The sequence below is a fragment of the Candidatus Poriferisocius sp. genome (assembly GCF_965219815.1).
Lineage (GTDB): Bacteria > Actinomycetota > Acidimicrobiia > Acidimicrobiales > Bin134 > Poriferisocius.
This window is the reverse complement of record NZ_OZ244791.1, coordinates 2,884,141-2,896,007: the sequence shown is the minus strand read 5'-3', so window position 1 is coordinate 2,896,007 and position 11,867 is coordinate 2,884,141. Positions and strand designations below refer to the sequence as shown.

Annotated in this window: 15 protein-coding genes; 6 read left to right on the top strand and 9 right to left on the bottom strand. The window is 65.5% G+C overall.

The window, feature by feature from the left end; translation table 11 throughout:
- Positions 1–7 precede the first annotated feature (7 nt).
- Positions 8–379 carry a hypothetical protein gene (locus ACOQPI_RS13920; protein WP_420620223.1) on the top strand — a complete coding sequence of 124 codons (372 nt, stop codon included), beginning with the start codon at positions 8–10 and terminating at the stop codon, positions 377–379.
- Between the two features lie 22 nt (positions 380–401).
- On the opposite strand, the gene ACOQPI_RS13915 is transcribed toward ACOQPI_RS13920, so the two are convergent.
- From ACOQPI_RS13915 to ACOQPI_RS13885, 7 genes are all read right to left on the bottom strand, one after another.
- A complete protein-coding gene (locus ACOQPI_RS13915) occupies positions 402–668 on the bottom strand; it encodes a hypothetical protein (protein ID WP_420620222.1) in 267 nt (88 codons plus the stop codon).
- A gap of 100 nt (positions 669–768) precedes the next feature.
- Positions 769–1,050 carry a hypothetical protein gene (locus tag ACOQPI_RS13910; protein WP_420620221.1) on the bottom strand — a complete coding sequence of 94 codons (282 nt, stop codon included), beginning with the start codon at positions 1,048–1,050 and terminating at the stop codon, positions 769–771.
- A 71-nt stretch (positions 1,051–1,121) separates the two neighbouring features.
- The gene (locus ACOQPI_RS13905; protein WP_420620220.1) at positions 1,122–1,385 is read right to left on the bottom strand and encodes a type II toxin-antitoxin system RelE family toxin; all 264 of its coding nucleotides are present in this window, start codon (positions 1,383–1,385) and stop codon (positions 1,122–1,124) included.
- Positions 1,378–1,647: a type II toxin-antitoxin system Phd/YefM family antitoxin gene (locus ACOQPI_RS13900; protein WP_420620219.1), complete on the bottom strand. Its 270-nt coding sequence runs from the start codon at positions 1,645–1,647 to the stop codon at positions 1,378–1,380. The genes ACOQPI_RS13905 and ACOQPI_RS13900 overlap by 8 nt, the downstream gene beginning before the upstream one ends.
- A gap of 46 nt (positions 1,648–1,693) precedes the next feature.
- Positions 1,694–2,521 (bottom strand): ABC transporter permease, encoded by an 828-nt coding sequence (locus ACOQPI_RS13895; RefSeq protein ID WP_420620218.1) that lies wholly within the window; start codon positions 2,519–2,521, stop codon positions 1,694–1,696.
- Entirely contained in the window at positions 2,518–3,312 is a 795-nt protein-coding gene (locus tag ACOQPI_RS13890; protein WP_420620217.1) for an ABC transporter permease, read from the bottom strand. Before ACOQPI_RS13890 ends, ACOQPI_RS13895 begins: the two co-directional genes overlap by 4 nt.
- Positions 3,312–4,259 (bottom strand): ABC transporter ATP-binding protein, encoded by a 948-nt coding sequence (locus tag ACOQPI_RS13885; protein ID WP_420620216.1) that lies wholly within the window; start codon positions 4,257–4,259, stop codon positions 3,312–3,314. The genes ACOQPI_RS13890 and ACOQPI_RS13885 overlap by 1 nt, the downstream gene beginning before the upstream one ends.
- A 157-nt stretch (positions 4,260–4,416) precedes the next feature.
- Here ACOQPI_RS13885 and ACOQPI_RS13880 point away from each other — a divergent pair, with 157 nt between their 5' ends.
- Both ACOQPI_RS13880 and ACOQPI_RS13875 read left to right on the top strand, forming a co-directional pair.
- Positions 4,417–6,423, top strand: a complete 2,007-nt coding sequence (locus tag ACOQPI_RS13880) for an FAD-dependent oxidoreductase (protein ID WP_420620215.1) — start codon at positions 4,417–4,419, stop codon at positions 6,421–6,423.
- Between the two features lie 17 nt (positions 6,424–6,440).
- Positions 6,441–7,265: a fumarylacetoacetate hydrolase family protein gene (locus ACOQPI_RS13875; RefSeq protein ID WP_420620214.1), complete on the top strand. Its 825-nt coding sequence runs from the start codon at positions 6,441–6,443 to the stop codon at positions 7,263–7,265.
- A gap of 4 nt (positions 7,266–7,269) precedes the next feature.
- Here ACOQPI_RS13875 and ACOQPI_RS13870 read toward each other — a convergent pair whose 3' ends face one another.
- Positions 7,270–8,169 (bottom strand): 3-keto-5-aminohexanoate cleavage protein, encoded by a 900-nt coding sequence (locus ACOQPI_RS13870; protein ID WP_420620213.1) that lies wholly within the window; start codon positions 8,167–8,169, stop codon positions 7,270–7,272.
- A 68-nt stretch (positions 8,170–8,237) separates the two neighbouring features.
- On the opposite strand from ACOQPI_RS13870, the gene ACOQPI_RS13865 reads away from it, so the two are divergent.
- From ACOQPI_RS13865 to ACOQPI_RS13855, 3 genes are read left to right on the top strand one after another with little or no spacing between them, the layout of a single operon-like run.
- The gene (locus ACOQPI_RS13865; RefSeq protein ID WP_420620212.1) at positions 8,238–9,224 is read left to right on the top strand and encodes an acyl dehydratase; all 987 of its coding nucleotides are present in this window, start codon (positions 8,238–8,240) and stop codon (positions 9,222–9,224) included.
- Entirely contained in the window at positions 9,221–9,982 is a 762-nt protein-coding gene (locus ACOQPI_RS13860; RefSeq protein WP_420620211.1) for an inositol monophosphatase family protein, read from the top strand. Before ACOQPI_RS13865 ends, ACOQPI_RS13860 begins: the two co-directional genes overlap by 4 nt.
- A gap of 18 nt (positions 9,983–10,000) precedes the next feature.
- Positions 10,001–11,038 carry a Gfo/Idh/MocA family protein gene (locus ACOQPI_RS13855; RefSeq protein WP_420620210.1) on the top strand — a complete coding sequence of 346 codons (1,038 nt, stop codon included), beginning with the start codon at positions 10,001–10,003 and terminating at the stop codon, positions 11,036–11,038.
- Here ACOQPI_RS13855 and ACOQPI_RS13850 read toward each other — a convergent pair.
- Complete coding sequence (locus tag ACOQPI_RS13850; RefSeq protein WP_420620209.1) at positions 11,035–11,865, bottom strand: sugar phosphate isomerase/epimerase family protein; 831 nt, start codon at positions 11,863–11,865, stop codon at positions 11,035–11,037. The genes ACOQPI_RS13855 and ACOQPI_RS13850 overlap by 4 nt on opposite strands.
- Between the last annotated feature and the right edge of the window lie 2 nt (positions 11,866–11,867).

Genomic DNA, 11,867 nt, shown 5'->3' with positions numbered 1-11,867 from the left:
GCCAATTGTGAGCAACTCGCCGGGCATCGTAGAAGGGGAGTGGGATGACCAGCCCCGCAACTGGCGGACGTTCTTCAAGCGGTGGCGCCGCAGCAAGGAGCTGTTCTGCCTAGAGGTGGTCCGCACCGAGGCCATGTCCGCCGAGGATTTCTTCGTAATCGGCCGACCCACCGCCGGCCGAGTCCAAGTGGGCGACGCCCTTGTGGTTGATGTCGGTGATCAATCAATCTCCACATCGGTCGTCTCCATCGACCACACCGTGCAAGGCGATAGCGGCGACGATGGAGACGAGTTCCACATGCTCATGACCCTCAAACTCGACGGCATCGGCCCCGACTCCGGTATAGAGCCCGGAGCCATCATCCGCCAGCCCGGCTAGAGGGGACTGCTTGTCGTCGGGATCACACGCGGTAGACGTGGACGTTGTCGGCGTGGGCGGCTAGGGCCCGCATGTCGGCAAGGTCACCGGTGAGCACCGCACCGCCAGGCTCGGCGAGGGCGACCACGATGGCGTCGACCGCCGACCCTCGCTTGGCCAGAGCACGGAGCTCGCCTGCTCGTCTCGCCGCCGACCGGGGCACTCGCTCGTCGACCTCGCAGAGCTTGATAAGGCGGCTGACGGGCACATCAGTTCGGGGATGTCCTGAGAGCGACTCGGCGAGAACCACGGTGGGGACGGTTGGAGGCCACAAGCCACTGGACTGGAAGGCGCTTATCAAGCCAACGGAGTCAGACCTTCGGCGGGCCAGACGGCTTACGCCCCCGGAGTCAAGAATGAGCCGGGGCATCAAGCGGTCTCGGCGCAACAGGCTTGATCTGGCACTCTCTTTGGATGCGGGCCACGAGTGCCTCCGCCCTGGCCATCTCCTCTTCAGTCGGCGAACCTGCTTCTGCGATCAGCTCGGCTAGATAGCGATCGGTCTCATCGAGCAATTCTTGACGTCTCAGTTCGGCTCGAATCGCATCTTGCAGAAGCTCGGAAGCAGGCAGCTCGCGGGCTTTGACCTCTTCGTGCAGCTCTATGGGCAGGTAAACCTGCATCCTCGGCATACGCCTATCCTACGTCTAGACGGCGAGGAAGTGCAATGGATTTCCTGAGGTTCGCCCAAACCGCTTGGGTGTCAGCGCGGCCGGCAAGCACTGCGGCGGTGGTCAACGCGGTGGATGAGCACGGTGTTCTCGGAGTCGAGGATCTCGTAAATGATACGGTAGTCGCCTCGGCGGGCCGAGTAGAGGCCTTCAAAGTCCCAGAGCAGCGGTTTTCCCGCTTGGCGCGGGTTCTCGGCAATCAGACCGAAAATGGCCTCCATGGCCGCCCAATAAACCTTGTCTGGTATACGACCTAAATCTCTGTGCCCCTCTGGAGCGATGTCGACTTCATGCACTGGTGTCCCTGAGGTGGTCGCGCAACCGCATCCGCTGGCCCGCATCTGCTTCGGCCCGTGACTTGCGGAGTGAGGCCACCAGTTCTGGATCCCTCATGATGTCAAGGGTCTCTTCCAAGGATTCGAGATAGTCACAGTTGACCAGCATGAACGACGGGCGCCCATTGCGAGTCACCATGATCCGGTCGCGCTCCTGCTCAACTCGGTCGGCAAGTTCCGATAGGTGACTCTTGGCTTCAGAAAACGGCAGTATCGATTCCATTGGTCATAATTCTGACCTATTCAATGCGAATTGACAAGTAAGTTGCTCACGGTGTGAGCAGCTGGCCGAGGCGGCGGCTGGCTATTGCCGCGCCGGCGGCGGCTAGGGCTAGGAGGTAGGCGATGTGGACGACCAAGTCTACGCTGATGTCGCCGGCGATGAAGGCTCGCTCCATGGCGACGCCATGGTAGAGGGGGGTGGCCTGCACTAGGAATTGCACGGCGCGGGGGTAGGTGTCGAGCGGGAAGAAGGTGGCTGAGAACAGGAACTGCACGATGAGCGGTACGGTTACCAGATCGAGGTCGTTCCAGCTGCGCATGTAGCTGGTGGCGGCCATGCCCAGGGCGGCGAACGTGAAGCCGATGAGCGTTGCCCCCGGCAATGCGGCGATGGCCCAGAACGAGTCCACCAGGCCGAGCCCGGCCATTATGCCCAGGAAGCCGCCGGAGTACAGGGTGGCCCGCAGCACCGACCAGCCCATCTCGCCCAGGGCCAAATCCACCACGCCCACCGGGGTGGCCAGCACGGCGTCGTAGATCTTGGCCCAGGTGAGCTTGTAGTACATGTTCATCGTGCTGTCGTAGAAGGTGCCATTCATGGCCGAGGTGGCCAGCAGCCCCGGGGCCACGAATGTGCGGTAGTCGATGGTGCGGCCTCCAACGGTCACGTCGCCCACCAGCTCGCCGATGCCGATGCCGATGGACAGCAGGTAGAAGACCGGCTCGAAGAACCCGGACAACAACGTGACCCAGGTGCGTCGGTAAACGGTGATGTTGCGCTCCACGACGCGGGCGAATCGCCGTGACGGCAGCAAGCCCGCCGCGGTGGCCAATCCCAGCCGGTTGGGTCGACGCCCCTGGCTAACCAGGCTCATTCGTACAGCCTCTTGGTAAAGGTCCGGCTGGCCACCAGCGTGCCAGCAAGTATTAGCGCCACCAGATAGGCCAAATGCCCGGCCAACTCCCAATTCACCCCGCTGCCGGTGCTCAGCGCCCGGCACAGCCTCACGCCGTGCCACACCGGAGTGAGCCAGGCGAGCTGCTCAAGCATGATGGGGAGTTGGGATACCGGATAGAAGATCCCCGAGAACAAGAACATGGGCATGATCACGAATCGGGTGTAGGTGCTGAAGTTGTCAGCGTTGATCCGAGTGGCGACGAAGGCCGCGGTGGGAGTGGCAAAGGCCATGCCGCACAGAGCGGCGCAGAACGGGGCCAACACCGCCAGCGGCGACGACACCGACCCGAATACGGCCATGACCCCCAAGAACACGAAGCTGGCCAACGTCACCCGGAAGGCCATATAGGCGAAGTGGCCTAGCAGGATGTCGCGGCCCCGCAGCGGGGAGGCGGCCATAGCCATATATGTGCGGTACCACTTGAAGCCGCCCAGCACCGGATAGGTGGACTCGTTGACGGCCAGCATCATGGCGTTGCCGGCCAAAAGCCCAGGGGCCAGGAAGTCCAGGTAATCAAGCCCGCCCAGGTCTCGACCGGAACCGACCTCGGCATCGACCAGCGAACCCAGGCCCAGGCCCATGGCCGCTAGGAACAGGACCGGGCTCAAGAAGCTGGTGAGGATCGATCCCTTCCAGTTGCGGCGATAAGTCAATAGCCAGTACTCCACCGCCAGCCTTGTACTGGGAACCACCGCGGCGCGGGCCATCAGTCCACCAGCGAGCGGCCGGTGAGGTGCAAGAACACGTCCTCAAGCGTGCTGCGGCGAACTAGCACGCTCTCGTGCTTGACCTCGCCGAGTAAAGCAACCAGCCGTTCGCCCTGGTCGGTGTAGAGCAGCACACGGTCGGGCAGCTCCTCGACCCGTTCATAGAGCTCCTCCCTGGCCTGGGCCTCGGGGCTCTCGCCCAACCGGCGCAACGCCTCGGCCATCACCGTCACCTGGCCGTGGGTGCGTACTTCCACCACCTCACGGGTGGAGTAGCGCTCTATGAGCTGGCGAGGGGATCCCTCGGCCACGATCTCGCCCCGATCCATCACCACGAGGCGGTCGCAAAGTTGTTCGGCCTCGTCCATGTAGTGGGTGGTGAGCACCTGGGTAACCCCTTGGCGCTTCAGCGTCCACAGCCGCTCCCACACCACATGGCGGGCTTGGGGGTCGAGGCCAGTGGTGGGCTCGTCCAAAAGCAGCACCTCGGGCTCGCTGATCAGGGCCCGGGCGATGGTGAGGCGACGCTTCATGCCTCCCGACAGCGGCTCCACATGGTCGTCGGCCCGCTCGCTGAGCTGCACAAACTCCAGCAGCTCGGAGATGCGGGGGCGCAGCACGGCGCGGGGAAGGTCGAAGTAGCGCCCGTACACGTACAGGTTCTCGGCCACCGACAACTCTTCGTCGAGATTGTCTTGCTGGGGAACCACCCCAAGATGAGAGCGGATCTTGGTGCCCTCACGAGAAGGGTCCATGCCCAAGATGCGCAGCGCCCCGCCGGTGGGGTCGGACACACAGCCGATCATCCGCATGGTGGACGACTTGCCCGCGCCGTTGGGCCCCAGGAAGCCGAACACCTCGCCCCGTTCGACCTCGAAGTTGATGCCGTCGACCGCAGTGAAATCGCCGAACCGCTTGGTCAGCCCCCACGCTGCGATCAAAGACACTCAGGCAGGTTACGGCTAGGGAGATGCCGGGTAGCAGTTATAAACCCTCCGGTGGCGGTTGCCAACAGTCGCAGAGGCTCTTTGGTTCTGACCGGGCTGCCAACAATGGGCCATGATGGGGCCATGAGCTACGAGCATCAATGAGCTAGGAGCATCTATGAGCTACGAGCATCTGCTGTCACCGGGGCGCATCGGCACTTTGGAGCTGCGCAACCGGCTGATCATGGCCCCGATGGGGGAGGAGCTGGGCGACGAGAACGGAGAGGTTTCCGACGACCAGGCGGCCTACCTGGAGGCCCGGGCCAAAGGGGGGATGGCCGTGGTCATGCTGGGCTCGGTGGGCGTGGCCCATCCGGTGGGCTGTTCCAACAAGCGCCAGACCGCCATTTCCGAAGACCGGTTCATCCCATCGTGGAAGCGGGCCGCCGATCGGGTCCACAACCATGGCGGCAAGATCGCCATGCAGCTCACCCACGCCGGCAAGATGGGTCTTCAGGACACCATGGCCGGGCGCCCTATGTGGGTGCCGTCGGAGCCGGGGCCGATGACCGTCGACCCCCTCTACGGGATGGTCACCGCCGAAGAAGGGGCCATGATGGCCGAGCCCTTCATGGCGCCCACGTCCAACCCCCATTACCGGGTGATGGACCACAACGACATCGCCACGGTTATCGACCAATTCGCGGCAGCCACCGTGCGGGCCCGAGAGGCCGGAGTGGACGCGGTGGAGCTGCACGGTGGCCACGGCTACCTCATCGACGCCTTCTTGTCGCCCACCATCAACACCCGAGACGACGAATACGGCGGGTCGGTAGAGAACCGGGCTCGTTTCCTGGAGGAGATCCTCACTGAGATCCGCCGGCGGGTGGGCGACGACTACCCGGTGTGGGTGCGGCTCAACAGCACCGAGGTGGGCATTGACGGCATCGTCTTAGACGATGCCCTGCACAACGCCCGGGTGGCGGCCGCGGCGGGGGCCGATGCCATCCACGTGTCGGCCTACCACGATCCGGGTATCGCCACCGGGCCCACCGACTCCTATGGGCCTCACGTGCCCGAGTTGCTGGTGCCCAACGCGGCCGCGGTCAAAGCCGAGGTGGACGTGCCGATCATTGCCGTGGGACGGATCAGCCCCGAAGCTGCCGACCAGCACATTGCCGATGGGAAGTTCGACTTTGTGGCCATGGGCCGCAAGATCCTGGCCGACCCCGATCTGCCCAACAAGCTGGCCGCGGGCCAGCCCGACGATGTGCGTCCCTGCGTGTACCACTACCGCTGCATCGGCAACATCTTCTTGCGGGTGGGAACTCGGTGCGCGGGCAACGGCTTTTTGGGCCGGGAGGACGAGCTCACCGCCGAGGCCGCGGCGGCAGGCAGAAAGGTGCTGGTGATAGGCGGAGGGCCCTCGGGCATGGAGACCGCCCGGGTGGCCGCCCTGCGGGGCCATGAGGTGATCCTGGCCGACGCATCTGATCGGCTGGGCGGCCGATGGGCGCTGGCCTCGGCCACCAGCGACGTGAACGCCGAGCTCATGGATTGGTTCGAGCACCAGCTCGATCAGCTCGGAGTGGATGTGCGTCTCGACACCCGTCTGGACGCATCCGCGACAAGCGCGCTCTCGCCCGATGTAGTGGTGGTCGCGGTGGGCGGCCGGTGGGGCCGTCCCGATGTGGACGGCATCGACGGCCCCCAGGTGTGGGGGGTGGACGATTTGGCTCCTTGGCTTCTCGACGGCGCTTCATTGGATGCCGCCCGGGTGGCGGTGCTGGGCGGAGACCTGCCCGGCATCGGGGTGACCGAGACCGCCCACCACCAAGGGGCCGAGGTAACGCTCATCGAGTCGGGTCCGGCGTTCGGCTTTTCTCTGGGGCTCCCTGGCCGCTGGCGGGTTGTCAACGACCTCGGCCAAGCAGGGGTGAACCTGGTCACCGCCGCGCAGGTGGTGGCGATCACCGATGAAGGGGTGGTGTGGCGCTCCAACGGTGCCGAGCAGATGACACCTGCTGATCTGGTGGTTGTGACCTCCGAGCTCGCTCCAGACACGTCGCTGGCCGACGAGCTGCGGGCGGCGGGTGCCGAGGTGCATGCAGTGGGCGACTGCGCTCAGCCCGGTTTCCTGGAGGGTGCCATGAAGTCAGCGGTCGAGCTGGCCGCCGCGCTCTAGCTCTCTAAGGACTGGCGATGAGCTATCGATTGGCAAACCGGGCGGGAGAGGCGGTGCTGCTGGACGGCGCCGACTTCTGGGCGATGGGCATGGATCCGATGGACGCCTTGGCCGACATTGACGATCTACACCGCCTCTGGGCCAACCGGGGCGTGCCCGACGGTCAGCTGAGCCCAGCCGAGCTAGGCCCCCCGGTGCCCAACCCACAGCAGGTGTTCGGCTACGGGCTGAACTACCGGGACCATATCGAGGAGATCGATCGGGTCGATCCCATGGGCCGGACGGCCAGTGAGGCACCGGTGGTATTCACCAAGTTCCCCACCTGCCTGGTTGGGCCGGCCGCTCCGGTGAAGTTGGTGGGCGAACACTGCGACTACGAATGCGAGCTGGTTGTGGTGATCGGCATCGAAACCCGTGCGGTGGACGAGGCTCAGGTTTGGGACCGGGTAGCCGGGCTGATGATCGGCCAGGACATCTCCGACCGGGCCTTGCAGACCGCGGCCTCCCCGCCTCAGTTCTCCCTGGGCAAGTCACGGGAGTCGTTTGGCCCCATCGGCCCTGCACTGGTGAGCCCCGACTTGGTGGACAACCCCGACGATCTAGCCATCTCCTGTGAGGTCAACGGCGAGCTGCGCCAGAACAGCCGCACCAGCTACCTCATGCGCCCAGTGGCCGAGATGGTGGCATACCTGTCAACCATCCTCACCCTGCACCCCGGAGACCTCATCTTCACCGGCACCCCCGGAGGGGTAGGCCATGCCCGAAGTCTCTACCTCAAGCCCGGTGATGTGATCCGCTCCGAGATCGAGGGTCTCGGGGCAATGGAGAACACTTGCGTCTAGGCCGCTAGGGCAGCTCCAGCATCTCGGCCGTCTCGTCACAGGTGGCCACAGGGCGGCCGACCTCGTTGCACAGGGCCACGGCTTCAGCCAAGAGCTCTTGGTTGGTGGGGGAGCGGTCGGGGTCGTAGAACTCCTCGATGCCCACGTGGAGGTGGCCGCCCATCTCTAGGGCAAGCCGGGCCACCGGGGTGGCCATGAGGTCGCCGCCCCACACCGACACCGACCAGGAGATGTCGGTGCCCTCCAGCATGTCTAGATAGGCCAGCAGGGCGTGTTTGGTTGGGGGCAACCCGAAGGTGACCCCCCTGGAGCGGCGGGAGAGCCCCCACTCGGCACCGAAGTAGAGCTTGGCCATCGAGCCCGCAGGCAACTGGCCGACGCGGTGGTAGGTGAGCACGCATTGCAGGAATCCGGGCTCGTAAATGGCCATCGCCGGGGCCCAGCCGTTGTCGCGGCACAAGTCGAAGCTGGCCCGGATCTCGGCGTAGTCGTTCTTGTAGGTGCCGCCCACCGGGAGGCCGTCGGGCCCGGCGCCGCCGATGTTGGTGGAGCCGGGGTCCACGGCCACCATTCGCAGGGACAGTTCATCGGCGATCATGGCCATGTGGGCGTACTTGGCCTGATGGTCCCCTGAGGTGAGCGTGGGGTACCACAGGGCGTCAGGACGGGCGGCTAGCACCGGGGCCATAGCCTCGATGTAGGGGTCGGCGGCATCGCGGCCAGTAAGGCTGATGTCGTGGTTGTGGGTGTGGACGATGGCCGCGCCGCCGTCGAAGCAGGCCAGAGCATCGGCGGCGATGGCCTCAGGGCTCAAGGGCACGTTGGGATTGATTTCTGGGCTGGTGATTCCGTTGATGGCCACCTCGATGATGGCTGGGACTTCGTCGGGTGCAGCTGCTGGCATGGGCCGAACCTAATGGACAATGGGAGCCGGTTCAGGTGACCAGTGGCTGGCGTGGTTTACTTCGGAGCGTGGTTGCACCGGCAGGAGACGGTCCCTGGTTCGAGGACTTTGAAGTGGACCAGTCGCTCGACCCTGCTCCGGGTATCACCATCGGACCGGGCGAGGCTGCCGCCTACCAGGCAATTTGCGGCGATCCCTTGGCCATCAGCCTGAGCCGTCCGTTGGCTGAGGCCATTACCGGGCAACCCGGATCAGTGGTCAACCCCGCGCTGGTGTTGCAAGTGGCCATCGGCCAATCCACCGTGGCCACTCGCAAAGTGGTGGCCAACCTGTTCTACCGGGGGGTACGGCCATTGCGCACGGTGCGAGTGGGGGAGACTCTCACGACGACGGTGACCGTTCGAGGTCTGCGAGAGGCCTCCGCCCGCCCTGACCGACCGCCCCGGGGCTTGGTGCTGCTCGGCATGCAAACGGTCGACGATCAAGGGCGCCTTGTATTGGATTTCGAACGGTGCGCGCTGGTCCGCCGCCGCTCTGATGCGGCTACCGGCCACCACGATGACTTAGGGGGCACCACCGAAGAGCTCGACATGGCCCCATTTGCCGAGGCCGCTCCGCTCGACTGGGATCTGTCCCCATTGGGGACACCCCAGGAGTGGCTGATTGGAGAGACCCGGAGCGACCCACTGCGCGACACGGTCACCGACGCCCCAGCACTGGTGCGGCTCACCCAAAACTTGGCCCCGCCGCACAGGGATGCGTCGCTGGGTCAGGGAGGAAAGCGGCTGGTATACGGCGGGCACACCGTGGGATTGGCCCAGGCTGGGCTGGTGCGCCTGTTGCCCACCGCGGCCACCGTGGTGGGCTGGCACCTTTGCGATCACACCGGCCCGGTGTTCGAAGACGACGTGGTAGATGTGTCGGCCACCCTCGACGCCGCGCATCCGGTGTCCAATGGCCGTCTGCTGGCGTTCACCGTGATTGTGAAAGCCGAGCGAGGCGGTGCTGAACCGGTTCCTGTTCTCGACTGGCGGCCGATTGTGCTGGCCCCGTGAGCGATACCTCGGAACCGAGTGACCACGAGCTGGCTCACTGGTTAGCCCAGCAGGCTGGAGAACAGCTCCAGGCCCTGTCAGATGAGATGGAGGAATCCCGAACTGGCTACCTCCACCGGGAGATGGCGGGCGATCAGCTCAGCCATCGCTATCTCACCGGGGCGCTGGCCCAGTTCAGGCCCGACGACATTGTGCTCTCGGAGGAAGGGCGAGACGACGGCGCCCGCTTGGACGCCGAACGGGTGTGGATTGTCGACCCGTTGGACGGCTCGTCGGACTATGCCGACCAGTGGAGCGACACCTGGGCAGTCCACGTCGGGTTGGCAGTGAACGGCGAACCGGCGGCCGGAGCAGTCTCTGTGCCTCCCTGGGGCCGCACATTCAGCACGATGAGTGCTGACGGGCCTCCCGCTGACTCTGATCGAAAGCGACCGCTGGTGGTGATGTCCCGCTCCCGGGTGAGGTGGGACAGCCACCGTCTGGCCCGCCACCTCGACGCCGACGTGTACGGCGTGGGTTCCGCCGGCGTGAAGGCCATGGCCGTGGTCATTGGCGAGGCCGACGCCTGGGTTCACGCCGGCGGCCTCTACGAATGGGATACCTGCGCCCCCGTGGCCGTCGCGGTGGCCGCCGGTCTCCACGCTTCCCACCTCGACGGCTCCCCGCTGCGCTACAACCGTCGCGACCTCGCCCAGTGGGGCATCCTGATCTGCCGCCCTGAACTGGCTCCCGACCTCAAAGCGGCGTTCGCAGCCTGATCTCTCTATCCTCCGGCTATGAGACTGGGCATGTTGGGGGCGGCGTGGATTGGGCCTATGGGGCTCATTGAGCCGGCGAAAGAAGTCGACGGGGTGGAGGTGGCCGCGGTGGCGGCCCGGGATCCGGAGCGGGCTCGGGCTTATGCCGATGAGCATGGGATTCCTCTGGTGTTCGACAGCTACGACGATCTGCTGACTTCAGAGGAGATCGACGCGGTGTACAACCCGCTGCCCAACTCCCACCACGCCCGCTGGACCATTGCCGCACTAGAGGCGGGAAAGCCGGTATTGCTGGAAAAGCCGTTCACCGCCAACGCCGACGAAGCTCGCCAAGTGGCCGAGGCCGCTGAAGAAACCGGGCTGGTGGTGATGGAGGCCTATCACTGGCGCTTCCACCCTCAAGCCCAACGGGCCATCGAGTTGGTGGCCGATGGTGCGGTGGGGGAGGTAAGCCACGTGGAGGCGGCCATGGTCTTTCCTTCGATGCACGGTCCCGACGACATCCGCTATCGCTACGACCTGGCGGGGGGCGCCCTCATGGATACTGGCTCGTATGCCTTGAGCAACCTGCGGGCTTTCGGGGAGCTTGAGGTGGTGCGGGCCGAGTGCGAGGAGATGGCCCCGGACATCGACCGGAAGATGACCGCCGAGCTGAGCTATCGCCATAGCGGGGCCACCGCGTCCATGCTCTCGGAGTTCACCGGCACCGACCGCAAGGCCGAGTTGGGCGACCCTGACGACATAGACCCCGAGGCGTTCGACTTCGAGTTTCGGGCTGAGGTGGTGGTGACCGGCGCCGAGGGGCGACTGCTCATAGACAACCCGCTAGCCCCCATGTGGGGGAGCGGCCTCACCGTCACCGACAACGATGGCAACACCATCCACCACGAGGCCGCGCAGCCGGTGGCCACCTACACCTGCCAGCTCCGAGCCTTTCGGGCCTGCGTGGAAGAAGGTGGCCCCAACCTGTATCCCCCGTCGGAGTCGATCAAGACGATGGAACTCATCGACGCGGTCTACCGGGCCGCGGGCCTCTCGATCCGGGTGGGCGTCTAGCCGCGGGCCTCGTCTAGCACCCGGCGGGTGGCGTCGCCCAACAGCCGGGCGAATCCCACCGGCCCCATAGCTTCCAACCGGTCGGAGTCGAACACCTCCAGAGTCACCGGCGCGCCAGATCCGGCAGCCCGGATAATCCTCAGCGCACTGGCCAGGTCCATAACCCCCTCGCCGGGAACACAGCGCCGGTACCGGGTGGCCCATCCCAGGTCGTCAGGAGCATCGGCGGGAGCATCGTTGAGTTGGATGGCCCCCACCAGATATCCGGGGATCGAATCAAAGTCAGCGAAATCGCCGGGGCCGTAATGCACATGCCAGAAGTCCACCGTCAGGCCGCAGTTGGCCCGGCCCGTGGCGGCCACCACCTCGGCGCTGGTGCGAGGGTCGGGGATGGGCCGGCTGCGGCTGAACTCCATGAACACATCCACCCCGACGGAAGCACCCTGGTCGGCTAGATCAGCCATGGCCTCGGTCGCTTGCTCTCTGGTCGCTGATCCCGCGCACACCAACAGCGAGTTCACCCCCGCAGCGCCCAGAGCGGCAGCCGCCTCGAACACCGTCTCTCGGGGGGCTTCCTCGTAATACGGCCCGCCGGGGTCGTCGGGGCCCACCCACACAATGACGGCGTCCATGTCGGCCACGGCCAGCCCGGCATCGCGGATGCGCTCGCCCAAAGCCTGATCGGCCGGGTACACCGCGGGCCACAAGGTCAAACCGGCGAATCCCCCGGCCACGGCGGCCTCCACCAGCACCTCAATCGGCGGGTTGTCCAGCGTGCCCGAGCTGAGCACCAGATCGTAGGGGCCGAGGGCCATGTCCCATAGCATGG